The organism is Streptomyces sp. MUM 203J (genome assembly GCF_022414595.1).
GTDB lineage: Bacteria > Actinomycetota > Actinomycetes > Streptomycetales > Streptomycetaceae > Streptomyces.
In genome coordinates this window covers 190,273-214,842 of the sequence record NZ_JADWYO010000001.1, presented here as the reverse complement: position 1 = coordinate 214,842, position 24,570 = coordinate 190,273, and the positions used below count along the sequence as shown (strand labels likewise).

The window sequence follows — 24,570 nt, the reverse complement described above, 5'->3', positions numbered from 1 at the left end:
CCGCCATGCCCCGCCTCGCCTTCGACATCGCCTTCTGCGCCCAGCTCCCCAAGCTCCAGGGCGCGGTCCGCAAGGGGGTCTTCGACGCCTGGGAGAAGTTCGAACGGCTCAGCCTGAACCAGCTCTTCAAGGACCCCGGCCTGAAGCTGGAGTCACTCAAGAACGCCCGGGACCCGCACATCCGGACCATCAGGATCGACCGCGGCACCCGAGGAGTCGTGCTGGCGCCCGACAGCGGGGACACCTACGTCCTTCTGCGGGTGCTGCCGCACGACGAGGCCAACGCGTGGGCGGTCAAGCAGAAGGCGACCATCAACACGGTCACCCGAGCCGTGGAGATCCGCGACATCGCCGTCCTGGAGGAGCTCACCCCGGCGTACGAGCGGACCGCCCCCGCTCCCGAGCGGCGGCTCTTCGCCGCGTTCTCGGACGGCGATCTGGCCGCCCTCGGCGTCGACGGGACGACCCTGCACCAAGCCCGGGTCCTGACCAGCGTGGAGCAGCTGGAGGCGTTCGCGCCGTACTTCCCCCAGGACCAGCGTGAGGTGCTCGAATACCTCGCCGCCGGCTTCACGGTGGAGGAGGTGTGGCGGGACGTGGTCGCCGTCCACCTGGCCGCCGCGGACAGTGCGGGGCCCGTGAACACGGCCGACTACGAGGCGGCCATCCGGCACACGCGCACGCGCATCGCGCTGGTCACCGGGTCGGACGAGCTCCGCGAGATCCTCGACAAGCCCTTCGCCGCCTGGCGGGTCTTCCTCCATCCGTCCCAGCACAAGGTGGCCTACCGGGCGTCGTACTCCGGCCCGGCCCAGGTCACCGGAGGCCCCGGCACGGGCAAGACGGTCGTCGCCCTGCACCGCGTACGGCACCTGCTCGGCCACGTCCGCGACGGCGACCGGATCCTGCTCACCACCTACACGAACACCTTGGTGGCCGCCCTGCGCTCGGGCCTCGCCGAACTCGTCGACGACCCGGCGCTCCGGGACCGGGTGGACGTCATGACCGTGGACGCCTTCGCCGGGCGGGTGCTGTCCACCTCCCGCCAGCCGCTGCGCGCCGACGAGGAGCAGGCCCGCTGGGGACGGGCCGCCCGGGCCACGGGCTGCACCGGAAGCCCGCAGTTCCTCGCCCAGGAGTACAAGCACGTGGTCCTCGCCCAGAACCTGCGGACGTACGAGGAGTACGAGGCCGCCGAGCGCAGGGGGCGCGGCAGCGCGTTGCCCGCCGCAGCCCGGCCGCCGGTGTGGGGCGCCATCGAGGAGTTCACCGCCCGGCTGGCCTCCGACGGTCTGCGGACCTACCTCGGCACCTGTGCGGAGGCCGCGGACCTGCTGGAGCGGACCGGGCCGCGCTACCGGCACGTCGTCGTCGACGAGGCCCAGGACCTGCATCCCGCTCAGTGGCGTCTTCTGCGCGCCGCCGTCCCGGTCCGCCCGGACGACCTGTTCATCGCGGGCGATCCGCACCAGAGGATCTACGACAGCAGGGTCTCCCTGAAGGCAGTTGGGATCAAGGTGGCGGGGCGGTCGACGAAGATGCGCAGGAACTACCGCTCCACGCACGAGATCCTCAGCTGGTCCACCGCGCTGCTCGTCGGCCGCCCCTTCGCGGAACTGGAGGACGACGCCCGCCACGAAACCCTGCTCGGCTACCGTTCGGCCCTGCGCGGGAGCGGCCCCGAGACCCACGGGGCGGGTTCCGCGGAGGCGGAGCTGACGGCGCTCGTCGCGCGCGTGCGCGGCTGGCTGGACGACGGCGTCGCGCCCGGTGACATCGGCGTGAGCGCCCGCTTCAACCGGATCTGCGACCAGGTGACGGAACACCTCACCGCGGCAGGCATCCCCGCTCAGCGGCTGCGGGCGGACCGACCGTCAGCCGCCGACGCCGTGAACGTCGGCACCATGCACTCCTTCAAGGGCCTGGAGTACCGGTGCGTCGCGGTGGTCGGTGTCCGCGACGGCGCCGTGCCCCACCCCAAGGCGCTGACGCCCGTGGACGTCGACCGTCTCCAGCACGAAGCGGACCTGCTGGCCGAACGCTGCCTGCTGTTCGTCGCCTGCACCCGGGCCCGCGACGGCCTGTACGTGTCCTGGTCGGGGGACCCCAGCCCTTTCCTGCTTGTGGAAGGGGTGTGAGCTGCAGCGGACCGGTCCGGCCACGTAGCGGCCGTACACAGAATCAGGACGACATGAGGAGGAGAGATGGGCGAACTCGCGGACCGCGTGGCCCGGCTGGAACGGGAGGCCGCGGAGGCCCAAGAGGCGTTGCGAGTCGCCGAGAAGGTCGACGAAGAGATCGAGAACGCCATGGACGAGGTTGAAAGCGTGTGCGAGGCGCTCCTCAACCTCTCAGGGGAACTCGACGTCGAGATCGCCGATCACAACTATCAGGCTGTAGAGCGATGTGCTTATGAGCTGTGGGGTTTGATCGACAGTGAACAGGTTCGGCGGGCTGTCGACACGGTCGCTTTGTTGACGGCGGTACGCGATGGGGGTTCTCTCCCCACCGTGTCCGTCGAGGCCCTCATTGCCGGCCTGAAGGACGTCGAGGCATCGCATCCGACACTCACGCAAGAGGTACTCGACACAGAGTTCCAGACGGCGCTGGATCGGGCTGAGGGCATCTGGAAACGGATCTACGACGACGGCTCATGGGACAGCGAGGAAGCGCGCAACAACCATCTTTCAGACCACATGGATGAGGCGAGGCAAGAGGCGATTTCCGAGCGTGCTGCGCGTGCGGGACGCTTCCTGATGGAGCTTTGCGATCACCTCGCGGAGGCCGTGTGGCCGGAGGTCACGGATGGTCTCCGCGCGGCGGACCTCGAAAGGGTGGCACGCGCCCTGAAGGAGGCGTCCATGGCAGGGGAGACTGCCCCGGCGGTGTACAAGCTGTACGAGGTGAATCTGTCGGTGCAGTACGAGTCCTCGCCATACTCGCTCGGGGCCATGGGCGAGCAGCTGATGGCCTTCGATTCATGGTTGGGGGCCGGGGGCAGGGGCTGACACGGCTGCCTGGAACTCACGAGCGTGTTCCGAGCTGCAGGCCACTGTCAGATCTTGATCACGGTCGTGCGTCCGCCGCACAGGGCGGTGAGGTCCTCGGGGTCGGATGTGAGGATCGTGGCCGGCCCGGGTGCGGCAAGGGCGGTGGCGGCGAGTATGGCGTCGATGGCGTACTTGTGGCCGTGCAGGCCGGTATCGGCGAGGAGGGCGGCGGCGTGGCGGGCGATCGGTTCGGTGATCGGCTCCACGATGAGCCGGGAGAGTGTCCATTCCAGGGCCGGGCGGTTGATGCGGGGGTGGATGACTTCGACGAGGGTGGTCGCAGAGGTGATCACGCGGAGGTCGTCGGCGCGTGCCAGGGTGAGCCAGGCGGTGACCGTGCGGTCGCGCCGGACGGCCTTGGCCAGTCCTTCGCTGTCGAGGACGAGTGTGCCGCCGGGGACCGCGGGGGAGCGGGTCACGCGGCGTCCGCTCCGTGCTCCGTTTGCTCGCGACGGGCCTGGGCGAGCTGGTCACGCAGGGCCTGGATCTCTTCGTCCGTGACAGGACCGTGCTCGGCTTCGGCGACCGTGATGAGTTCGTTGAGGTTGTCGCGTTCGATCTGGCGGGCGACGGCCGCGGCCACGTAGGCGGACAGGCCGGAGGGGCCGCTGCGGGCCTTGGCGGCCTCGGCGATGTCGCGCGGCATGGTGATCGAGTACTTGCCGGTGGGCTCGCTCATGCTATCTATCCTACCTTCCATCCTCCCAGGGGTCAGGATTTCTTTCCGGTCGGCATGGCTGCCGCAGGCGGCGCGTTGACCTGGAGAGAGGCGGTGGACGCCATGCGGAGTTCAGCAGGCCAGGTACGAGGTACACCCCGGCGACATGGGGCCAGGGCGGTGAAGCCCCGGTGGGGGCTGACGGCCGACGACGGGGCGGATGTCAGGGCGCTGGCCGACGAGCTCGGGGCCTCGTTGGTCCGGGCCATCAGGGAAGCCGCCGCTGACGACTTCGGCCGGGTGGCGAAGGGGCGTGGTGCGACCCGCATCAGCTGGTACGCCTTCGCGCTCGAATACCTGGAGGTGCGCTGGAGCAGGTTTCCGCGAAGACCCGGAACGAGACCAACGACGCTCTCTGCTCCATGACCATGGCGATGCTCCGAAGGACGCGAGGGCGGCCGGATGACGAACTGTTGCGGCGGGCGTTGCGGAACTGGGCGTTCGTGATGCCCCGGCCCGACGCGCGCATCGCGCCCGCAGAGGTGCGGCTCGCTCTGGACTGGGTCGCCAGGGCTTCACGCCCCCTGGACGACTTGTTGGACCCGGTCGTGATGCGCGGCGTGCTACAGGCTCTCCGGCTGAAGCATGACGGCACGATCGCGGCTGTCGAAACACAGCGGCGCAAGCGCACGACGCTCGTGAACTCGGTGCCGTATGCGATCGAGCTGGGCCGACTCCGCACCGATCCCCTGGCCCATGTCAGCTGGCGCATCACCGAGACCGTCCAGCAGGTCGACCCCCGGGTGGTCGTCAACCCCGCGCAGGCGTGGAACCTGCTCTGCGCGGTCTCCTACGTCGGAGGCTACGAGCGGGCGCGGGCGCGGGGGCGGAGGCTGGCCGGCCTCTTCGCCGGGATGTACTACGCCGGACGCCCCGCGGCACTCGGCCCTGTCCACCTGGTTGAACACCGGCGTCGATCCCACCGAGGTCGCCGAACGGGCGGGCAACAGCGTCAAGGTCCTCATGACCTGGTACGCGAAGTGCCTCTACGGTCGCCAGGCCCTCGCCAACGGGCGCATCGACGCGCTTCTGGACGAATGCAACTGAGGGGACGTCAACTCCTCGTGGTGAACCCAGCAGCTCACGTGGATCTCGTGTCCTGAGTGCGTCCCAGCGCCCCTGGGAAGCCCGCGCCCTGTCGAGGCGAAGGACCAGGCCAGAGAGGCGGGAGCACGAAGTGCAACGGCCCCGCTCCGTATGTGTTTTACCTGTGCCGGCTGGAAAACGTGCAGGTCACGGGGTGTAGGAGAGGGGCGTCTGTCTTCCCTGAGGCGCTTTCGTCCCGCGCATGTCCCGTGGCGCCGATTTCGCGGGATCGGACATACGGGACACCGCGCGTGCGGTGCGGTAAAAGCCCAGGTCGGGGCGGTGCCGGTAGGAGAAGTAACGGCAAGCGGGGCCGTTGCTGTTTCGCCTCAAGCAAAAGAGGGCCTGACCAGCGTTTCCGCTGGTCAGGCCCTCTTTCCGGAAGTGCCCCCGGCAGGATTCGAACCTGCGCACACGGCTCCGGAGGCCGTTGCTCTATCCCCTGAGCTACGGGGGCGTTGCCGCCGGTGTCTCGCGGCGACGGGAAGAACACTACCAGCTCCCGGAGGGTGCCTGTGAACAGGTATTTCCGGGGGTGAGGTGGCGTGGGGTCGCTCGCCGGGGGTGGAAGTGGCGAAAACCCGGACGCGGGGGAGCGCGGGGTCCTACTCTCTAGTTGTGTCAGGCGCGTCCGGGCGGGTGCTGGTTGTGGACGACAACCGGGTCATCCGGCAGTTGATCAGGGTCAACCTCGAACTGGAGGGCTTCGAGGTGGTGACCGCGGCTGACGGTGCCGAGTGTCTTGAAGTGATCCATCGCGTGCGCCCCGACGTGGTGACGCTCGATGTGGTCATGCCCCGGCTGGACGGGCTCCGGACGGCTGCGCGGCTGCGGGGGGACACGCGGACGCGGCATCTGCCCGTGGTGATCGTCAGTGCCTGCGGCCGGGACGAGGTGGAGAGCGGGCTCGACGCCGGAGTGGACGCCTTCCTCGCCAAGCCCTTCGAGCCCGCCGATCTCGTCCGTGTCGTGCGGGGGCTGCTGCCTCCGCCTCCGCGTCCGCCCAAGGACGGGTGCCGGGCCGGGACGCCGCGGGTGTAGCCCCCGCCCCCTGCCCGCATGGCGAAACCGGTTCGCCCCGGGTACCCCCTTCTCGCCTAGGCTTGTCCCGTGACCCCCGCAGAGCTCTCCCACACCGTGCTGCACGCCGTGCGCCGCGCGGTCGGTGACGGTGCCCTGCAGGACGTGGCCCTGCCCCCGCGGGTCCTCGTCGAACGGCCCCGGGCGGGCGGGCGCGGGGACTGGGCCACCAACGCCGCCCTCCAGCTGGCCGGGTCCGTCGCCCTGCCGCCCCGGGAGGTCGCGGAGATCCTGCGGGCGCGGCTGCTGGACGCGCCCGGCATCGCCCGTGTCGACATCACCGGGCCCGGGTTCCTGAACCTCACCCTGAGCGCCGACACCCGTGCCCGGGCCGATCGGGGTCTCGTCGAGCGGGTGCTGCGGGAGGGGCCGGGCTACGGGGCCGGGGAGGGACTGCGGGGCGTCGACGTCGAGCTGGCCCTCGACGAGCGTGAGGTCCGGGCCCGGGTGGTCGGGGAGGCCGTCGCCCGGCTCGTCGAGCGGCAGGGGGGGAGCGTCCGGTTCTCCGGTGCGGGGGAGCGGCTGTCCGTACGGGCTCCGCATTACGACGTCGCCGCCCGCCTCGGGGCCGACGCCGCCCGCTGGGCCTGCCTGCGGCCCGCCGCTCATGACCGGGTGCCCGAGCCGGGGTCCCTGCTGCGGCAGGCCGAGGGCGACAACGGGCTCTTCACCGTCCAGTACGCGCACTCCCGGGCCCGCGCACTGCTTCGCAACGCCGCCGGGCTGGGCGTCCACCCCGTGTACGAGGTGCCCGCCGACGCCCCCCGGCTGATCGCCGCCCTCCGCGACCACCCGCTCGTTCTGCTCGCCGCCGCCCGGCACCGCGCGCCCGACCGGCTCGCCCGGCACCTGGAGGTCCTGGCCGACGCCCTCCTCGGGTTCCAGCACACCGTGCTGCCCCTCGGGGACCAGAAACCCTCGGCCGCCCACCGCTCCCGGCTCGCGCTCGCCGAAGCCGCCGGGACGGTGCTGGCCGGCGGCCTGACCCTGCTCGGCATCAGCGCACCCGTACATCTCTGAGAGAGCCACCGACATGAGCCGTTCCGCCCACCCCGCCGGGCCCCGTCACGCCGACGTCCTCCCCGAGGGCCACTACTCCCCGCCGCCCGCCGACCTCAACCGCCTCGACGAGAAGGTGTGGGCCCGGACCGTCCGCCGGGAGGACGACGGGGTCGTCTCCGTGGGCGGCCTCCCCGTCACCGAGCTCGCCGAACGCTTCGGGACCCCCGCGTACATCCTCGACGAGGACGACTTCCGCGCCCGCTGCCGTTCCTGGGCCGAGGCCTTCGGCAAGGACGCGGATGTGTTCTATGCCGGAAAGGCCTTTCTCTCACGGGCCGTTGTGCGGTGGCTCGGAGAGGAAGGGCTCAATCTCGACGTGTGTTCCGGCGGCGAACTCGCCACCGCCCTCTCCGCCGGAATGCCCGCCGAGCGCATCGCCTTCCACGGCAACAACAAGAGCGGCGAGGAGATCCGGCGGGCCGTCGAGGCCGGTGTCGGACGCATCGTGCTGGACTCCTTCCAGGAGATCGTGCGGGTCGCGCACATCGCCCAGTCCCTCGGTGTGCGCCAGCGGGTCCAGATCCGTGTGACCGTCGGAGTCGAGGCCCACACGCACGAGTTCATCGCCACCGCCCACGAGGACCAGAAGTTCGGTATCGCCCTCGCCGGCGGACAGGCCGCCGAGGCCGTGCGCCGGGCCCTGCGGCTGGACTCCCTCGAACTGGTCGGGATCCACTCGCACATCGGCTCGCAGATCTTCGACATGGCCGGGTTCGAGGTCGCCGCCCGCCGGGTCGTCTCCCTGCTGGCCGAGGTGCGGGACGAGCACGGCGTCGAGCTGCCCGAGATCGACCTCGGGGGCGGGCTCGGCATCGCGTACACCTCGGACGACGACCCGCGCGAGCCGCACGAGATCGCCAAGGCGCTGCACGAGATCGTCTCGCGCGAGTGCGAGTCCGCCGGGCTCGCCACTCCCAGGATCTCCGTGGAGCCGGGGCGGGCCATCGTCGGGCCGACCGCCTTCACGCTGTACGAGGTCGGCACCGTCAAGGCGCTGGAGGGGCTGCGGACGTACGTCTCCGTCGACGGAGGCATGTCGGACAACATCCGCACCGCCCTGTACGACGCCGAGTACAGCGTCAGCCTCGCCTCCCGCACCTCCGACGCCGCGCCCATGCTCAGCCGTGTCGTGGGCAAGCACTGTGAGAGTGGCGACATCGTCGTGAAGGACGCCTTTCTGCCGGCCGATGTCGCACCGGGTGATCTGCTCGCCGTTCCGGCCACCGGCGCCTACTGCCGCTCCATGGCCAGCAACTACAACCACGCTCTTCGCCCGCCTGTCGTCGCCGTCCGGAACGGCGAGGCGCGGGTGATCGTCCGGCGCGAGACGGAAGAGGATCTTCTGCGTCTCGACGTCGGATGATGAAATATCGGTCTCAGGATTCGGACGAGGGATAGAAACCCTCGTCCGGTGAGTGAGACTGGACCACCGTAGAAATACGAACAAGCAGGAAACGGAAACGAGGTCGGATGATGCGTACGCGTCCGCTGAAGGTGGCGCTGCTGGGCTGTGGAGTGGTCGGCTCCGAGGTTGCGCGCATCATGACGACGCACGCCGACGACCTCGCCGCCCGGATCGGCGCCCCCGTGGAACTCGCCGGGGTCGCCGTCCGGCGGCCCTCCAAGGTCCGCGAGGGCATCGACCCCGACCTCGTCACCACCGACGCCACCGCCCTCGTCAAGCGGGGCGACATCGATGTGGTGGTCGAGGTCATCGGCGGGGTCGAGCCCGCCCGGACCCTGATCACCACCGCCTTCGAGCACGGCGCCTCCGTCGTCTCCGCCAACAAGGCCCTCCTCGCCCAGGACGGCGCCGCCCTCCACGCCGTCGCCGAGCAGCACGGACGGGACCTCTACTACGAGGCCGCCGTCGCCGGAGCCATCCCGCTCATCCGGCCGCTGCGCGAGTCGCTCGCGGGCGACAAGGTCAACCGCGTGCTCGGCATCGTCAACGGCACCACCAACTTCATCCTCGACAAGATGGACTCCACCGGCGCCGGGTACTCCGAGGCCCTGGACGAGGCCACCGCGCTGGGCTACGCCGAGGCCGACCCGACCGCCGACGTCGAGGGCTTCGACGCCGCGGCCAAGGCCGCCATCCTCGCCGGGATCGCCTTCCACACGCGCGTACGGCTCGACGACGTCTACCGCGAGGGCATGACCGAGGTCACCGCCGCGGACTTCGCCTCCGCCACACGCATGGGCTGCACCATCAAGCTGCTCGCCATCTGCGAGCGCGCCGCCGACGGCGAGTCCGTCACCGCGCGCGTGCACCCCGCGATGATCCCGCTCAGCCACCCGCTGGCCTCCGTGCGCGGCGCCTACAACGCCGTGTTCGTCGAGTCCGAGGCCGCCGGGCAGCTCATGTTCTACGGCCCGGGCGCCGGCGGTGCGCCGACCGCGTCCGCCGTACTCGGCGACCTCGTCGCCGTCTGCCGCAACCGCCTCAACGACGCGACGGGACCCGGCGACTCCGCGTACACCCAACTGCCCGTGAGCCCCATGGGCGACGTGGTGACGCGGTACCACATCAGCCTCGACGTGGCCGACAAACCGGGCGTGCTCGCCCAGGTCGCCACCGTCTTCGCTGAGCACGGCGTGTCGATCGACACCGTCACCCAGCAGGGGAAGGACGGCGAGGCCTCCCTCGTCGTCGTGACCCACCGCGCGCCCGACGCGGCCCTCTCCGGGACCGTCGCGGCGCTGCGCAAGCTCGACACCGTCCGCGGTGTCGCCAGCATCATGCGTGTTGAAGGGGAGTAGAGGACCCATGACCAGCAAGGGCACCCAGCGCACCCACCAGTGGCGCGGCATCATCGAGGAGTACCGGGACCGCCTTCCGGTCACGGACACCACGCCCGTCGTCACCCTGCGTGAGGGCGGCACGCCACTCGTCCCCGCGCAGGTCCTCTCCGAGCGCACCGGCTGCGAGGTCCACCTCAAGGTGGAGGGCGCCAACCCGACCGGGTCCTTCAAGGACCGCGGCATGACCATGGCCATCAGCAAGGCCAAGGAGGACGGCGCCAAGGCCGTCATCTGCGCCTCCACCGGCAACACCTCCGCGTCCGCCGCCGCCTACGCCGTGCGGGCCGGGATGGTGTCCGCGGTGCTGGTGCCGCAGGGCAAGATCGCGCTCGGCAAGATGGGGCAGGCGCTGGTGCACGGCGCCAAGATCCTCCAGGTCGACGGGAACTTCGACGACTGCCTCGACCTCGCCCGCGCGCTGTCCGACAACTACCCGGTCGCGCTGGTCAATTCCGTCAACCCGGTACGGATCGAGGGGCAGAAGACCGCCGCCTTCGAGATCGTGGACATGCTCGGCGACGCCCCCGACATCCATGTCCTGCCCGTCGGCAACGCCGGGAACATCACCGCTTACTGGAAGGGCTACCGGGAGTACGCCGGAGACGGCGTCTCCTCGCGCACCCCGCGGATGTGGGGCTTCCAGGCGTCCGGCTCCGCGCCGCTCGTGCGCGGCGAGGTCGTCAAGGACCCGTCGACCATCGCCACCGCGATCCGCATCGGCAACCCCGCCTCCTGGCAGAACGCGCTGGCCGCGCGCGACGAGTCCGGAGGGTTCATCGACGAGGTGACGGACCGTGAGATCCTGCGCGCCTACCGCCTGTTGGCCGCGCAGGAGGGCGTCTTCGTGGAGCCCGCGTCCGCCGCGTCCGTCGCCGGTCTGCTGAAGGCCGCGGAGCAGGGCAAGGTCGACCCGGGCCAGACCATCGTCTGCACGGTCACCGGCAACGGCCTCAAGGACCCGGACTGGGCCGTGGCGGGCGCGCCGCAGCCGGTCACCGTGCCGGTCGACGCCGCGGCCGCGGCGGAGCGGCTGGGCCTGGCCTGACGTTTCCGCTGACCGCCGCCGTAAGGCGGCGGTCAGCTCTCCTGTGACTCCACGGGAGCACGGGAGAGTACGTCACACGCATCGTGCGCCTCCCGTGCGCCCCATGTCGCGGCCGAACCGTCCTTCGATACGCTGTGCCGAGCCCGGCTCCCGCAGAAGCCGCGGGTGACAAGGCTCTTCACGACGACGGCGCTTCGGCCCGACGCCCCCTCCCGGGGGCATCCCCAGGGCGGCGCCCGCCGCGCCCCCTTCATCCCCTTATCCCCGCCCGTCCCCACCTCGCAGGTCACCCCCGCAGGCCAGATCAAGGAGAGTCAACGAGCGATGGCCGGTCCTGCCTTCCGCGCCGCCGCCGTCCGGGTGCGCGTCCCCGCCAGCAGCGCCAACCTCGGCCCCGGGTTCGACGCCCTGGGCCTGGCCCTGGGGCTGTACGACGACGTGGTCGTCCGGGTCGCGGACTCCGGGCTGCATGTCGACATCGCCGGAGAGGGCGCCGACACCCTGCCGCGCGACGAGAAACACCTGCTCGTACGGTCCCTGCGCACCGCCTTCGACCTGCTCGGCGGGCAGCCGCGCGGCCTTGAGGTCGTCTGCGCCAACCGCATCCCGCACGGAAGGGGTCTCGGCTCCTCCTCCGCGGCGATCTGTGCCGGAATCGTCGCCGCGCGCGCGGTGACGATAGGCGGCGAGAGCCGGCTCGACGACGCCGCGCTGCTGGACCTCGCCACCGAGATCGAGGGTCACCCCGACAATGTCGCCGCCTGCCTTCTCGGCGGCTTCACTCTGGCCTGGATGGAGAACGGCGCCGCCCGGGCCATCAGAATGGATCCGGCGCATTCCATCGTTCCGGTGGTTTTCGTACCGGGAAGGCCGGTACTGACCGAAACCGCCAGGGGGCTGCTCCCGCGCACCGTGCCCCATGTGGACGCCGCGGCCAACGCCGGGCGTGCCGCGCTGCTCGTCGAGGCCCTCACCCGGCGCCCCGAGCTGCTGCTGGCCGCGACGGAGGACCGGCTCCACCAGGAGTACCGGGCTCCGGCCATGCCGGAGAGCATCGCCCTCGTCAACCGGCTGCGGGCGGACGGCGTGCCCGCGGTCATCTCCGGCGCGGGCCCGACGGTGCTCGCGCTGGCCGAGGACGGCGCGGCGGACAAGGTCGCGGCGCTGGCGGGGGAGGGCTGGGCGGCGAACCGCCTCCGCCTCGACACCGCCGGGGCGAGCGTCCTGCCGCTCGCCGCGTAGGAGGTACGACAGTGGCGACGCCTTGACGCCGACGTGGCCGACGTCGACGTCTTGACGCTGCCGCGGAACGCACGGCGCCACCGGACCCTCCGGGGAGTCCCCGGATCCTGCCTCCGTGCTCCCGGCCCGGGGCAGCACCTCCCGGGGGCAGCGACCGGGGTCCGAACACGGGGTCTCCGTCTCCACGAGGCCTGCGGGCTCCGGCGCCATCGGCCCGCGGCTCCGGTCCCGGGCGCCACGGGATGCGGGGCCCCTCGGCCTCGGACCTGCGGGTTCGGGCCGGTGGGCCTCGGACCTGCGGTTCGGGCTCACGCCAGGGGCTGCCGGGCCGACGCGGGGCGGCCCGGTGCCGCACTCCGGGGCCGCCGGCCTCGGCTCGCGGCCTGCGGCCGGGCCGCGAGTGGTGGCTTCGGACCCTGTGGGTTTGGTTTGATGGATCATGGTCTGGCGGACTTGGCTCCGGCGGACCGGACCGGTGAGCTCCGGGCTCTTCGGATACGGGTGCGGCGGGTTTCCGGGTCTGCGGATTCGGTCCGTGGATCCGGGGCATGTACGGCCTCGGACCTGCGGACACGGGCCTGTCGGTCCCGGGTCTGCGGATCCGGCCGCGCCGCCCGGCCCGCGTGCCCGGCGCGCAGGCTCCGGGGCCTGCGGGCTGCGGGTTCGGCACAAGAGTCTTGACCCGCGGGTCCCGGGCCTCGCTCGACGGATCCCGGGCCTGCGGGGCCCACGGGTCTGGTCCGCGGGCCGTGGGCTAGGGCTTGTGGGCTCGGGCCTGCCGGTCCGGGGGCGTCGGCCCCTGCGGGCGCACCGGCCCGCGACCCGGGGCCCGGTCTGCGGGCGTCGGGCCTGTGCGGCCGGGGCCGCGGGGTCCCGGGCCGTCGGCTCGGAGCTCGTGGCTTCGGGACCGGGGGCCGGGAACCGGTTTCGGGGGTGACTCGGAGACCGGGGCTCGGACTTGGGGCTTGAGTCCCGGGGCCTCGGCACGGAGGCTGGGCCCGGGTCCCGGGCCGCGGGGTTCCGGGGCCGGAAGCCGGGGCCGGGAGCGGCGCGAAGCGCCGGCCGGGGGCTGGCACAGACCCGGTCGCGGGTGGAGGGCCGAGAGGAAATGCCGGGTCGTGAGATCCGGGGAAAGGCGGGCCGGCGGATTGCCGGTGTGGGAGAGGGGGAATGTTTGTTGGAGCCGGTAGTGTTAACCTCAAGTCTGCACCCGACGTCTTTTTGGCGCGGTGCTGCGCGTTCCCCTCAGGGACGACCATTCTTCCGGGAGCCTCCTCCCCAACTGCCTGAGCAGCCTGCCTGAGCAGTTTCGAGCACGCTCCGGAACCGGCGCGCGACACCCCTCGCCTTTCCCAGGAGAGGGCCGAGCAGGGGGCCTCGGGCCGGACCCACGCACGTTATCTCTTCCCCCGCCGCACCCGGCGGGACCACCGCCCCGGCTCGGTCGACATCAGGACCAAAGCCGGACAGCACAACCGGTCGCCGAGCCAGAAGGCCGACGTCCGCTCCAGGGAAGGACCCTTCGTGAGCGACACCACCGATCTGATGGGCGTGACTGCCGACAAGTCTGTCGACACCTCCGCGCCCGCCGCGGGTGCTGCCACCGGCACCACCTCACGGCGCCGCCGCTCCGGCACCGGCCTTGAGGGCATGGTCCTGGCCGAGCTGCAGCAGGTCGCGTCCGGCCTCGGCATCAGGGGCACCGCGCGGATGCGCAAGAGCCAGCTGATCGAGGTCATCAAGGAGGCGCAGGCCGCCGGAGGCGCCCCCGCCGCCAAGAGCGCCGACACCGCCGAGCCCAAGCCGAAGCGTCGCGCCACCTCCCGTACGGCCGCCGCCAAGGCCGGCGAGAAGGCCGAGAGCGCCGAGGCCGGTACCACGGCCAAGGCCGCGAAGGCGGAGAAGGCCGTCAAGGCGGAGAAGGCCGAGAAGGCCACCGCGAAGGCCGAGCAGGCCGAGGCCGCCGGCGAGCAGGCCGGCCAGGGCGTCCAGCAGCACATCGAGATCCCCGGCCAGCCCACCAAGGCCGCGACCGCGCGCGAGCAGCAGACCGCCGCCGGGGAGGAGCAGACGGCCGCCTCCGCGCGCCGTCGCCGCCGGGCCACCGCGCCCGTCGGCAGCCCCGACGCCACCGCCGAGGCGACGGCCGCCGAGGCCCGTACCGACGTCCGGACCGAGGCCCGCCCCGACGGGCAGGCCGAGGCCTCCGTCGACACCGCCGAGAGCGGGCGCCGGGACCGCCGGGACCGCCGCGACCGCCAGCGGGACCGGGACCGGGACCGCGACCGCCGCGATCGCGGCAAGGGCGACGAGCAGCAGGGCGGCGGCCAGAGCCGGCAGGCCCAGCAGGGCCAGGGCGGCGGCGGCCCCCAGGGTGACGGCTACGACGAGGACGGCGGCGGCCGGCGCGGTCGCCGTGGCCGCTACCGCGACCGCCGTGGCCGCCGTGGCCGCGACGAGTTCGGCGGCGAGCCGCAGCTGTCCGAGGACGACGTCCTGATCCCCGTCGCGGGCATCCTGGACATCCTCGACAACTACGCGTTCATCCGGACCTCCGGCTACCTGCCCGGCCCGAACGACGTGTACGTGTCCCTCGCCCAGGTCCGGAAGTACGGGCTCCGCAAGGGCGACCACATCACGGGTGCCGTGCGCCAGCCCAAGGAGGGCGAGCGCCGCGAGAAGTTCAACGCGCTGGTCCGCCTGGACTCGGCCAACGGCATGGCCGCCGACTCCGGCCGCGGGCGCCCCGAGTTCAACAAGCTGACCCCGCTCTACCCGCAGGACCGGCTCCGCCTGGAGACCGACCCGGGCGTGGTGACCACCCGCATCATCGATCTGGTCTCCCCGATCGGCAAGGGCCAGCGCGGTCTGATCGTGGCCCCGCCGAAGACCGGCAAGACCATGATCATGCAGGCGATCGCCAACGCGATCACGCACAACAACCCCGAGTGCCACCTGATGGTCGTCCTCGTCGACGAGCGTCCGGAAGAGGTCACCGACATGCAGCGGTCGGTCAAGGGCGAGGTCATCTCCTCGACCTTCGACCGCCCGGCCGAGGACCACACCACGGTCGCGGAGCTGGCCATCGAGCGCGCCAAGCGGCTCGTGGAGCTGGGGCACGACGTGGTCGTGCTGCTCGACTCCATCACCCGTCTGGGCCGTGCGTACAACCTGGCCGCGCCCGCCTCCGGCCGCATCCTGTCCGGTGGTGTCGACTCGACCGCGCTGTACCCGCCGAAGCGCTTCTTCGGTGCCGCGCGGAACATCGAGGACGGCGGTTCGCTGACCATCCTGGCCACGGCGCTCGTGGACACCGGGTCCCGCATGGACGAGGTGATCTTCGAGGAGTTCAAGGGCACCGGCAACATGGAGCTGAAGCTCGACCGGAAGCTCGCGGACAAGCGCATCTTCCCGGCGGTGGACGTCGACGCGTCCGGTACCCGCAAGGAGGAGATCCTGCTCGGCAGCGAGGAGCTGTCCATCGTCTGGAAGCTGCGCCGGGTGCTGCACGCCCTCGACCAGCAGCAGGCGGTCGAGCTGCTGATCGACAAGATGAAGCAGCACAAGTCGAACGCCGAGTTCCTGCTCCAGATCCAGAAGACGACGCCGTCGGCCGGCAACAACGACTGACGCCGCGTCAACCGGCAGCGGAACGACGCCGGTCGTCCCGTCACCCGTTCGGGTCCTCGCGAGAGGACCTGCCGGGGGTGGGGCGGCCGGCGTCGTCGTGCCGGGACCTCCGTGCAACCCTTTGCGCCCCCCGGCCGTCTGACCAGACACCGAAACGGGGGAACAGCGGGCGAACCGGGGAGAGCATGGGCAAGCAGGAGACGCGCGGCCGAATACGCGGATCGGGCCGTCGGCGCGGCGGGTCCGCGACACCGCGCAGGGGACTCGGCGCCGCCGCGTGGACGGCCGTCGGGCTGCTGCTGGCCGGCGGGGCCGCCATCGGCGGGGCGTACGTCAAGCTCGACGGCAACATCGAGAGCGTCGACATCAACACGCAGCTCGGGGACAACCGGCCGAAGAACATCGACAACGGTTCCATGGACATCCTGGTCCTCGGATCCGACTCGCGGGCCGGTGACAACTCCGCGTACGGCCGCGACGACGGCGGCTCGGCCCGCTCCGACACGGCGATGATCGTCCACGTGTACGAGGGCCACAAGGCGGCGAGCGTCGTCTCGATCCCGCGCGACACGCTGATCACCCGCCCCGAGTGCACCGACCGGGACGGGACGGCCGTGCCCGCCGCGTACCGGGCGATGTTCAACACCGCGTACGAGGTGGGCGGGCCCGCCTGCGCCGTGAAGACGGTGGAGCAGATGTCGGGCATCCGCATGGACCACTACATCGAGGTCGACTTCACGGGCTTCAAGAAGCTCATCGACGAGCTGGGCGGGGTCGAGGTCACCACCACCCAGCCGATCAAGGACGGCAGCAGCCACCTCGATCTGGCGGCGGGCACCCATCTGCTGGACGGTGAGCAGGCCCTCGGGCTGGTCCGGACCCGGAAGGCGGTCGGGGAGGGCAGCGACCTCGGGCGGATCCAGCTCCAGCAGGCCTTCATCAAGGCGCTGATGGAGCAGGTGAAGAAGGTCGGCGTCTTCAGCGGTCCCGGCAAGGTCTGGGGGCTCGCGGACGCAGCGACCAAGGCGATCAGGCCGGACTCCGAGCTGGACGGCGTGCAGGAGCTGGCGGACTTCGCGAGCGGGCTGGCGGGGCTGGACGCGGACGGCGTGCAGATGATCACGCTGCCGGTCGTGTACGACACCGTGGACCGGAACCGGGTCGTGCCCGTCGACGCGCAGGCCCAGCAGGTCTGGGACGCGCTGCGGCGGGATCTGCCGATTCCGGCGGAGGCGACGAAGGACACGGCCACCGGGCAGGCCGAGGGCGTGGTGCGGTAGCCCGGCGCGCCCCCGCGGAACGCGGTCCGGGGCGCCGCCGGGCCGCGTCGGCGGGGGCGGAATAGATCCGGGGAGGCCCCGGTTTTGGGAGATGCGGCCGGTCCTGGCAGACTGGTACGTCGGCCCCGGTTCACGCACCCGCAGCCCGCGCGTGCGACCCGGTGCCCTCCACAACCTAGGAGACACCTTGAAGCGCGACATTCACCCCGAGTACGTCGAGACCCAGGTGAGCTGCACCTGCGGCGCGTCGTTCACCACCCGCAGCACGATCGACGGCGGCACCATCCGCGCCGAGGTCTGCTCCGAGTGCCACCCGTTCTACACGGGCAAGCAGAAGATCCTCGACACCGGTGGCCGTGTGGCCCGCTTCGAGGCCCGCTTCGGCAAGAAGGCCGCCGGCTCCGCCAAGAAGTAGCGAGCCCTCGCGCCGGTCTCCGGCCGCCCCGCTGGGGGTCGGCCGGGACCGGCTTTTTGGTCCCCGCAGGCCCGGAGCGCGGGCCCAAGTCGTCGGCCCGGTCGCAGGCCCGAGTCATACGGAAATCAGGAGCCCCCGATGTTCGAGGCGGTCGAGGAACTGGTCGGAGAACACGCCGACCTGGAGAAGCAGCTCGCCGACCCCGCGGTCCACGCCGACCAGGCGAACGCCCGCCGGCTCAACAAGCGCTACGCCGAGCTGACGCCGGTCATCGCCGCGTACCGCTCCTGGAAGCAGACCGGCGACGACATCGACACGGCCCGTGAGCTGGCCGCCGACGACCCCGACTTCGCCGCCGAGGTGAAGGAGCTGGAGGCGCGCCGCGAGGAGCTGACCGAACGGCTGCGGCTGCTGCTCGTGCCCCGCGACCCCAGCGACGACAAGGACGTCATCCTGGAGATCAAGGCCGGGGCCGGAGGCGACGAGTCCGCGCTGTTCGCCGGAGACCTGCTGCGCATGTACCTGCGGTACGCCGAGCGCGTCGGCTGGAAGACCGAGATCATCGACGCCACCGAGTCCGAGCTGGGCGGCTACAAGGACGTCCAGGTCGCCGTGAAGGCGCGCGGGCAGATCGAGCCCGGGCAGGGCGTCTGGGCGCGGATGAAGTACGAGGGCGGGGTGCACCGCGTGCAGCGCGTGCCCGCCACCGAGTCGCAGGGCCGTATCCACACCTCCGCCGCCGGTGTCCTCGTCACACCCGAGGCGGAGGAGGTCGACGTCGAGATCAACCCGAACGACCTGCGGATCGACGTGTACCGGTCCTCCGGTCCCGGCGGGCAGTCGGTGAACACCACCGACTCCGCCGTGCGGATCACGCACCTCCCGACCGGTGTCGTCGCCTCCTGCCAGAACGAGAAGAGCCAGCTCCAGAACAAGGAGCAGGCGCTGCGCATCCTGCGGTCCCGGCTGCTCGCCATCGCCCAGGAGGAGGCCGAGCGGGAGGCCGCCGACGCCCGGCGCAGCCAGGTGCGGACGGTCGACCGGTCGGAGAAGATCCGGACGTACAACTTCCCGGAGAACCGCATCTCCGACCACCGTGTGGGCTTCAAGGCCTACAACCTGGACCAGGTCCTCGACGGGGACCTGGACGCCGTGATCCAGGCGTGTGTCGACGCCGACTCCGCCGCCAAGCTCGCCGCGGCGTAACGACGCGGTGCACCGAACAGCCCGCTGCCCCAGCCCGGAGGACCCGTGAACCTGCTGCTTGCCGAGGTGGCCCAGGCCACCCAGCGGCTGGCCGACGCCGGCGTGCCGTCACCGCGCTTCGACGCGGAGGAGCTCGCCGCGTTCGTGCACGGAGTCAAGCGGGGGGAACTGCACACCGTCAAGGACGCCGACTTCGACGCCCGCTACTGGGAGGCGGTCGCCCGCCGGGAAGCCCGTGAGCCGCTCCAGCACATCACGGGACGGGCGTTCTTCCGCTACCTGGAACTCCAGGTCGGACCAGGGGTGTTCGTGCCCCGGCCGGAGACCGAGTCCGTCGTCGACTGGGCCATAAACGCGGTGCGCGCCATGGACGTCGTCGAGCCGCTGGTCGTCGACCTGTGTTCCGGTTCGGGCGCGATCGCGCTGGCCATGGCCCAGGAGGTGCCGCGCTCGCGGGTGCACGCCGTGGAGCTGTCCGAGGACGCGCTGGTGTGGACCCGGAAGAACGCGGAAGGCTCACGCGTCACCGTCCACCGGGGCGACGCGCTGACCGCCCTGCCCGAACTGAACGGCCAGGTCGACCTGGTCATCTCCAACCCGCCGTACATCCCGCTCACCGAGTGGGAGTACGTCGCGCCCGAGGCCCGCGACCACGACCCCGACATGGCGCTGTTCTCCGGCGAGGACGGTCTCGACGTGATCCGCGGGATCGAGCGCACCGCGCACCGGCTGCTGCGGCCCGGCGGGCTCGTCGTCGTCGAGCACGCCGACACCCAGGGCGGCCAGGTGCCGTGGATCTTCAGCGAGCAGTCCGGCTGGGCCGACGCCGCCGACCACCCGGACCTGAACAACCGCCCGCGCTTCGCGACCGCCCGCAAGGCGCTGCCTTGACCACCCCGAGCAGCATGCATATGTACCTGTACGTGTACGAGGAGGCCCGCTGATGGCACGGCGATACGACTGCAACGACGCGACCGACCGCGCGATGGGCCTGCGTGAGGCCGCGTCGGCGGTGCGCCGCGGCGAGCTGGTCGTGCTGCCCACGGACACCGTGTACGGCGTCGGCGCGGACGCCTTCAGCTCCGAGGCGGTCGCGGACCTGCTGGAGGCGAAGGGGCGCGGCCGGAACATGCCGACCCCGGTGCTCATCGGTTCGCCCAACACCCTGCACGGGCTGGTCACGGACTTCTCCGAGCAGGCGTGGGAACTCGTCGACGCCTTCTGGCCGGGTGCGCTGACGCTGGTCGCCAAGCACCAGCCGTCCCTGATGTGGGACCTGGGCGACACCCGGGGCACCGTCGCGGTCCGGATGCCGCTGCACCCCGTCGCCATCGAGCTGCTGACGGAGGTCGGCCCGATGGCCGTGTCGTCCGCGAACCTGACCGGGCACCCGGCTCCGGAGGACTGCGACGCCGCGCAGGGCATGCTCGGGGACTCCGTGTCCGTGTACCTGGACGGGGGCCCGACGCCCGGGATCGTCCCCTCGTCGATCGTCGACGTCACGCGGGACGTGCCCGTTCTGCTGCGTGCGGGGGCCGTGTCGGTGGAGGAGCTGCGCAAGGTCGTTCCCGACCTTGAGGTGGCCAATTGACGGCCCCTGAGGGGCGTGGCATAGGCACGGGGCGTTCCACCTTCCGCATCCTCCACGTCAGCACCGGCAACGTATGCCGCTCGCCGATCACCGAGCGGCTGACCCGCCATGCCCTGCACGACCGGCTGGGAGACACCTCGCGGTGCGGGCTCGTCGTCGAGAGCGCGGGAACGTGGGGACACGAGGGGGCGCCCATGGAGGCCAACGCGGAGGCGGTACTCGCGGACTTCGGGGCGGACGCGAGCGGGTTCGCCGGGCGGGAGCTGATGGACGACCACGTGATCCGCGCGGACCTGGTGCTGACGGCGACCCGTGACCACCGGGCCCAGGTCATCTCCATGGGACACAGCGCGGGGCTGCGGACGTTCACACTCAAGGAGTTCACGCGGCTGGTGCGGGCCATAGATCCGCACACTCTGCCGGATCCCTCGGCCGACGGGGTCGTGGCCCGCGCGCAGGCACTGGTGCACGCGGCGGCGGCGCTGCGGGGGTGGCTGCTGGCGCCCAGCGCGGAGGCGGACGAGGTGAACGACCCGTACGGCGGGCCGATCACGTACTTCCGCGCTGTCGGGGACGAGATCCATGAGGCGCTGGACCCCGTGGTGACGGCGCTGACGGGGGTGCCGCGCCGGTAGCGGTCGCGGCGCGTGTCCTTCCCGCGACCCCGCGACCCCCGTAAGCGGTGGCACCGCCCCGGCCCCGCCTTGGCACGCTTCGCCGCTCGTCCCCGAACGCCGGACGGGCTGAATCGGGTGCCTCGGCCTACATTGGAGGGGCACGGAGTCGTCCACTGCAGGCGGGGTCAGCCATGTCGGTCACCGCTGGAGCCGCGAGTACGGGTATCGACGCGCTGCGGCAGCGAGACCCGGAGGTCGCGGACGTCCTGGAGGGGGAGGCGCGGCGCCAGGACGACAGCCTGCAGCTCATCGCCGCGGAGAACTTCACCTCGCCCGCCGTTCTCGCCGCCCTCGGCTCGCGGCTCGCCAACAAGTACGCCGAGGGGTACCCCGGCGCCCGCTACCACGGCGGCTGCGAGTACGTGGACGCCGCCGAGCGGCTCGCCGTCTCACGGGCCGTCGCGCTCTTCGCGGCCGAGCACGCGAACGTACAGCCGCATTCCGGATCCGCCGCGGTGCTCGCCGCGTACGCCGCGCTGCTGCGGCCCGGGGACACCGTGCTCGCGATGGGTCTGGCCCACGGGGGGCACCTCACCCACGGCGCGGCCGACAACTTCTCCGGGCGGTGGTTCGACTTCGTCCCGTACGGCGTCGACGCCGAGAGCGGGCTCATCGACGAACACCAGGTCCGGGCGCTGGCCCACCAGCACCGGCCGAAGGCGATCGTCTGCGGGTCGATCTCCTATCCGAGGCATATCGACTACGCCGTCTTCCGGGAGATCGCGGACGAGGTGGGCGCCGCGCTCGTCGTGGACGCCGCCCACCCCATCGGGCTGGTCGCCGGGGGCGCCGCGCCCAGTCCCGTCCCGTACGCGGACGTCGTGTGCGCGACCACACACAAGGTGCTGAGAGGCCCCCGCGGCGGCATGCTGCTGTGCGGGGACGAGCTGGGCGCGCGGATCGACCGGGCGGTGTTCCCGTTCACCCAGGGCGGCGCCCAGATGCACACCATCGCCGCCAAGGCCGTCGCCTTCGGGGAGGCCGCGACGCCCGCCTTCGCCGTGTACGCCCATCAGGTCGTCGCCAACGCCCGGGTACTGGCCGAGGCGCTGTCCACGTACGGGCTCGTCATCGCCACGGGCGGGACCGACACCCATCTGGTCGTGGCCGATCCCGCGCCGCTCGGTGTCGACGGGCGGGTCGCCCGGGCCCGGCTGGCCGCCGCGGGGATCGTGCTCGACACCAGTGCCCTGCCGTACGGCGACTCGCGCGGCATCCGGTTCGGGACCGCCGCCGTGACCACGCAGGGAATGGGGCGGGACGAGATGGAGCGGGCCGCGGAACTGTTCGCGTACGCCCTCCGCGGCGAGGAGGAGGCGCTCGCCGCTCGTCCGCAGGTGCGTGAACTGGCCGGGCGGTTTCCCCCGTATCGGTAGGGAAGTCGGCCTTCCGCAACCGTCGGCGGCGCTCCGGTGTCCGTAAGCACATGAGCGTCGGGACTAGGGTGTGGGGCTGTGATGGCCAGCGATTCCTGTGGGGCAGCCCGTGCGTAACTACCTGCTGACGCTCTGCATCACGGCCGTGGTGACCTATCTGCTCACCGGCCCGGTGCGGAAGTTCGCCATCGCCTCCGGTGCCATGCCGGAGATCCGGGCGCGTGATGTGCACCAGGAGCCGACGCCCCGGCTCGGCGGGATCGCGATGTTCGGCGGGCTGTGCGCGGGGCTGCTGGTGGCGGACCACCTGGACCGTCTGAACAGCGTGTTCGCCCTGTCCAACGAGCCGCGTGCGCTGCTCTCGGGGGCCGCCCTGATCTGGCTGATCGGTGTCCTCGACGACAAGTTCGAGCTGGACGCGCTGATCAAGCTGGGCGCCCAGATGATCGCCGCGGGTGTCATGGTCGTGCAGGGTCTGACGATCCTGTGGCTGCCCATCCCGGGTGTCGGCACCGTCGGGATCACCCAGTGGCAGGGCACGCTCCTGACGGTGGCGCTGGTGGTGCTCACCATCAACGCGGTGAACTTCGTCGACGGGCTCGACGGCCTGGCCGCCGGCATGGTGTGCATCGCGTCCGCGGCGTTCTTCCTGTACGCCTACCGGCTCTGGTTCGGGTACGGGATCGAGGCCGCGGCACCGGCCACGCTCTTCGCGGCCGTGTTGATCGGCATGTGCCTGGGGTTCCTGCCGCACAACATGCACCCGGCCCGGATCTTCATGGGCGACTCCGGGTCGATGCTCATCGGGCTGGTGCTGGCCGCGTCCGCGATCTCGATCACCGGCCAGGTCGACCCGGACACGCTGAAGCTCTTCGAGGGCGGTTCCACCCGGCAGGCCACGCACGCCGCGCTGCCGGTGTTCATCCCGCTGCTGCTGCCGCTGACGATCATCGCGATCCCGATGGCCGACCTGGTGCTGGCGATCGTGCGGCGCACCTGGAAGGGCAAGTCACCGTTCGCGGCAGACCGGGGGCATCTGCACCACCGGCTGCTGGAGATCGGGCACTCGCACAGCCGGGCCGTCTTCATCATGTACTTCTGGTCCGCGCTGATCGCGTTCGGGACACTCATGTACTCGGTGCACTCGGCGTCCATGTGGATCATGCTGCCGATCGTGGCGCTGAGCGCCCTGGGCCTGGTGCTCCTGCTCCTGCCCCGGTTCAAGCCCCGTGCGCCGTTGTGGGCCCAGTCGTTCGTGCCGCCGCGCTACCGGCGCCGGAAGGTCGCGCCGTTTCTCACGGCGGGGCTGGAGCACGGGGACGAGGACGCGGAGGAGCCGGAACCCGTTCCGGCGGGGGTCAACGGGGCGACCGCCATCGGGGCCCGTTCGCGGCTCCCCGAACGGCGGAAGGCCGGAACGCCGAGTTGACGAATGCCTCAACTGGGGGCATTAGCAGGCGAATACCTCTACTGTCGCGCACACACGCGCAGTGTCACTCTCATGTGTGAGAGTTAGCACACCATCGGGTAAAGACCTCTTCAAATAGTTTGTGATACGGTTCACGAGACCCGGCGACAGTGCCGAAGGGCCGTAGTGCGACGGCTCGTTGGCCCCGAGATCTGCCTCGGACCGGGCCTACGCTCGTCCATGACGACACCCTGCCCCCACCCCGTATGCGGAGATGCCGCCATGCTGTCCAACGACGTCCGCACGCTGCTCCAGGCTGCTGTGCCCACAGCCGCCGTCGGCGCGATCGCCGCCGCTGTCGCCGCTGTCTTCGCCGGTGGTCAGGGGGCAATGGGGGCCGTCGTCGCGGTGCTGGTGACGACCTTCTTCATGGGGCTCAGCCTGCTGGTGCTCCTGCGTACCGCCAAGTCCCTGCCGCACCTCTTCCAGGCGATGGGGCTGGTGCTCTACACGACGCAGATCCTTGTGCTGTTCGTGTTCCTCGCCACCTTCAAGAACACCACGCTGTTCCATCCCCGTGCCTTCGCGATCTCGCTGATCGCGACCACCCTCACCTGGGTGACCGCACAGACGATCGGACACATGAAGGCCAAGGTCCTCTACGTCGAACCGGACACCTCGAAGCCGGACGCCGCGAAGGGCGCAGAGCCCCGGACGGCGGGCCTTGCCCGTGAGAAGTAGGGCCGGGATAAGGGCGCGTTCGACGAGCTGCTATCGTCCGATGCCGAGTGCGGCACCGCGGGCGCGGCCGTCCGAGCAGGCGCCTGTCCCATCGCGAGGTTCGACACCGAGCCGCCGCCCCCAGATTCGAAACACCAGTCCAGTGCCGAACCGCGGCT

At 71.4% G+C, this 24,570-nt stretch carries 21 protein-coding genes and 1 tRNA gene; 19 read left to right on the top strand and 3 right to left on the bottom strand.

All coding sequences use genetic code 11. The features are described from left to right. The first annotated feature begins 5 nt into the window (after window positions 1–5). Window positions 6–2,138, top strand: a complete 2,133-nt coding sequence (locus I3F58_RS00945; RefSeq protein WP_240106176.1) for a UvrD-helicase domain-containing protein — start codon at window positions 6–8, stop codon at window positions 2,136–2,138. Between the two features lie 66 nt (window positions 2,139–2,204). Continuing rightward, a complete protein-coding gene (locus I3F58_RS00940) occupies window positions 2,205–3,008 on the top strand; it encodes a hypothetical protein (protein WP_240106175.1) in 804 nt (267 codons plus the stop codon). Window positions 3,009–3,055: 47 nt separating this feature from the next. On the opposite strand, the gene I3F58_RS00935 is transcribed toward I3F58_RS00940, so the two are convergent. Further along, window positions 3,056–3,469: a PIN domain-containing protein gene (locus tag I3F58_RS00935; RefSeq protein WP_240106174.1), complete on the bottom strand. Its 414-nt coding sequence runs from the start codon at window positions 3,467–3,469 to the stop codon at window positions 3,056–3,058. Beyond that, window positions 3,466–3,729: a CopG family transcriptional regulator gene (locus I3F58_RS00930; RefSeq protein ID WP_240106173.1), complete on the bottom strand. Its 264-nt coding sequence runs from the start codon at window positions 3,727–3,729 to the stop codon at window positions 3,466–3,468. Before I3F58_RS00930 ends, I3F58_RS00935 begins: the two co-directional genes overlap by 4 nt. A gap of 401 nt (window positions 3,730–4,130) precedes the next feature. On the opposite strand from I3F58_RS00930, the gene I3F58_RS00925 reads away from it, so the two are divergent. Further along, window positions 4,131–4,871 (top strand): hypothetical protein, encoded by a 741-nt coding sequence (locus I3F58_RS00925; RefSeq protein ID WP_240106172.1) that lies wholly within the window; start codon window positions 4,131–4,133, stop codon window positions 4,869–4,871. Between the two features lie 368 nt (window positions 4,872–5,239). On the opposite strand, the gene I3F58_RS00920 is transcribed toward I3F58_RS00925, so the two are convergent. Continuing rightward, window positions 5,240–5,311: transfer RNA gene (locus I3F58_RS00920), tRNA-Arg, on the bottom strand. A gap of 107 nt (window positions 5,312–5,418) precedes the next feature. Here I3F58_RS00920 and I3F58_RS00915 point away from each other — a divergent pair. The 16 genes from I3F58_RS00915 to I3F58_RS00840 all read left to right on the top strand — a co-directional run bounded on the left by I3F58_RS00915 (window position 5,419) and on the right by I3F58_RS00840 (window position 24,412). Then, complete coding sequence (locus I3F58_RS00915; RefSeq protein WP_240106171.1) at window positions 5,419–5,895, top strand: response regulator; 477 nt, start codon at window positions 5,419–5,421, stop codon at window positions 5,893–5,895. Between the two features lie 69 nt (window positions 5,896–5,964). Beyond that, the gene (gene nrtL, locus I3F58_RS00910; RefSeq protein WP_240106170.1) at window positions 5,965–6,954 is read left to right on the top strand and encodes an ArgS-related anticodon-binding protein NrtL; all 990 of its coding nucleotides are present in this window, start codon (window positions 5,965–5,967) and stop codon (window positions 6,952–6,954) included. A gap of 13 nt (window positions 6,955–6,967) precedes the next feature. Beyond that, window positions 6,968–8,359: a diaminopimelate decarboxylase gene (gene lysA / locus I3F58_RS00905; RefSeq protein ID WP_240106169.1), complete on the top strand. Its 1,392-nt coding sequence runs from the start codon at window positions 6,968–6,970 to the stop codon at window positions 8,357–8,359. Between the two features lie 110 nt (window positions 8,360–8,469). After that, window positions 8,470–9,759: a homoserine dehydrogenase gene (locus I3F58_RS00900; protein WP_240106326.1), complete on the top strand. Its 1,290-nt coding sequence runs from the start codon at window positions 8,470–8,472 to the stop codon at window positions 9,757–9,759. A 7-nt stretch (window positions 9,760–9,766) separates the two neighbouring features. Next, complete coding sequence (gene thrC / locus I3F58_RS00895) at window positions 9,767–10,846, top strand: threonine synthase (RefSeq protein ID WP_240106168.1); 1,080 nt, start codon at window positions 9,767–9,769, stop codon at window positions 10,844–10,846. 324 nt (window positions 10,847–11,170) lie between these two features. Continuing rightward, window positions 11,171–12,088 carry a homoserine kinase gene (gene thrB, locus I3F58_RS00890; RefSeq protein ID WP_240106167.1) on the top strand — a complete coding sequence of 306 codons (918 nt, stop codon included), beginning with the start codon at window positions 11,171–11,173 and terminating at the stop codon, window positions 12,086–12,088. Window positions 12,089–13,612: 1,524 nt separating this feature from the next. Beyond that, window positions 13,613–15,718, top strand: a complete 2,106-nt coding sequence (rho, locus tag I3F58_RS00885; protein WP_240106166.1) for a transcription termination factor Rho — start codon at window positions 13,613–13,615, stop codon at window positions 15,716–15,718. Between the two features lie 185 nt (window positions 15,719–15,903). Next, entirely contained in the window at window positions 15,904–16,998 is a 1,095-nt protein-coding gene (locus I3F58_RS00880) for an LCP family protein (RefSeq protein WP_240106165.1), read from the top strand. Window positions 16,999–17,185: 187 nt separating this feature from the next. Continuing rightward, window positions 17,186–17,413 (top strand): 50S ribosomal protein L31, encoded by a 228-nt coding sequence (gene rpmE, locus I3F58_RS00875; protein ID WP_240106164.1) that lies wholly within the window; start codon window positions 17,186–17,188, stop codon window positions 17,411–17,413. 138 nt (window positions 17,414–17,551) lie between these two features. Next, a complete protein-coding gene (gene prfA / locus I3F58_RS00870; RefSeq protein WP_240106163.1) occupies window positions 17,552–18,619 on the top strand; it encodes a peptide chain release factor 1 in 1,068 nt (355 codons plus the stop codon). Window positions 18,620–18,664: 45 nt separating this feature from the next. Continuing rightward, window positions 18,665–19,510 carry a peptide chain release factor N(5)-glutamine methyltransferase gene (prmC, locus tag I3F58_RS00865; RefSeq protein WP_240106162.1) on the top strand — a complete coding sequence of 282 codons (846 nt, stop codon included), beginning with the start codon at window positions 18,665–18,667 and terminating at the stop codon, window positions 19,508–19,510. A 52-nt stretch (window positions 19,511–19,562) separates the two neighbouring features. After that, on the top strand, window positions 19,563–20,210 hold the full coding sequence (locus I3F58_RS00860) for an L-threonylcarbamoyladenylate synthase (RefSeq protein ID WP_240106161.1): 648 nt from the start codon (window positions 19,563–19,565) through the stop codon (window positions 20,208–20,210). Beyond that, window positions 20,207–20,845, top strand: a complete 639-nt coding sequence (locus I3F58_RS00855) for a protein-tyrosine-phosphatase (RefSeq protein ID WP_240106160.1) — start codon at window positions 20,207–20,209, stop codon at window positions 20,843–20,845. The genes I3F58_RS00860 and I3F58_RS00855 overlap by 4 nt, the downstream gene beginning before the upstream one ends. Window positions 20,846–21,018: 173 nt before the next feature. Beyond that, entirely contained in the window at window positions 21,019–22,263 is a 1,245-nt protein-coding gene (glyA, locus tag I3F58_RS00850) for a serine hydroxymethyltransferase (protein ID WP_240106159.1), read from the top strand. A 109-nt stretch (window positions 22,264–22,372) separates the two neighbouring features. Beyond that, entirely contained in the window at window positions 22,373–23,692 is a 1,320-nt protein-coding gene (locus I3F58_RS00845; RefSeq protein WP_240106158.1) for an MraY family glycosyltransferase, read from the top strand. A 261-nt stretch (window positions 23,693–23,953) separates the two neighbouring features. Next, entirely contained in the window at window positions 23,954–24,412 is a 459-nt protein-coding gene (locus tag I3F58_RS00840) for a hypothetical protein (protein WP_240106157.1), read from the top strand. The last annotated feature ends 158 nt before the right edge of the window (window positions 24,413–24,570 follow it).

Excerpts from the sequence above, each read along its gene's own strand:
- I3F58_RS00945 (WP_240106176.1), top strand. The coding sequence starts at position 6 with ATGCCCCGCCTCGCCTTCGACATCGCCTTCTGCGCCCAGCTCCCCAAG.
- I3F58_RS00940 (WP_240106175.1), top strand. The coding sequence starts at position 2,205 with ATGGGCGAACTCGCGGACCGCGTGGCCCGGCTGGAACGGGAGGCCGCG.
- I3F58_RS00930 (WP_240106173.1), bottom strand. The coding sequence starts at position 3,729 with ATGAGCGAGCCCACCGGCAAGTACTCGATCACCATGCCGCGCGACATC.
- I3F58_RS00925 (WP_240106172.1), top strand. The coding sequence starts at position 4,131 with ATGACCATGGCGATGCTCCGAAGGACGCGAGGGCGGCCGGATGACGAA.
- lysA (WP_240106169.1), top strand. The coding sequence starts at position 6,968 with ATGAGCCGTTCCGCCCACCCCGCCGGGCCCCGTCACGCCGACGTCCTC.
- I3F58_RS00900 (WP_240106326.1), top strand. The coding sequence starts at position 8,470 with ATGCGTACGCGTCCGCTGAAGGTGGCGCTGCTGGGCTGTGGAGTGGTC.
- thrC (WP_240106168.1), top strand. The coding sequence starts at position 9,767 with ATGACCAGCAAGGGCACCCAGCGCACCCACCAGTGGCGCGGCATCATC.
- thrB (WP_240106167.1), top strand. The coding sequence starts at position 11,171 with ATGGCCGGTCCTGCCTTCCGCGCCGCCGCCGTCCGGGTGCGCGTCCCC.
- I3F58_RS00880 (WP_240106165.1), top strand. The coding sequence starts at position 15,904 with ATGGGCAAGCAGGAGACGCGCGGCCGAATACGCGGATCGGGCCGTCGG.
- prfA (WP_240106163.1), top strand. The coding sequence starts at position 17,552 with ATGTTCGAGGCGGTCGAGGAACTGGTCGGAGAACACGCCGACCTGGAG.
- I3F58_RS00860 (WP_240106161.1), top strand. The coding sequence starts at position 19,563 with ATGGCACGGCGATACGACTGCAACGACGCGACCGACCGCGCGATGGGC.
- glyA (WP_240106159.1), top strand. The coding sequence starts at position 21,019 with ATGTCGGTCACCGCTGGAGCCGCGAGTACGGGTATCGACGCGCTGCGG.
- I3F58_RS00840 (WP_240106157.1), top strand. The coding sequence starts at position 23,954 with ATGCTGTCCAACGACGTCCGCACGCTGCTCCAGGCTGCTGTGCCCACA.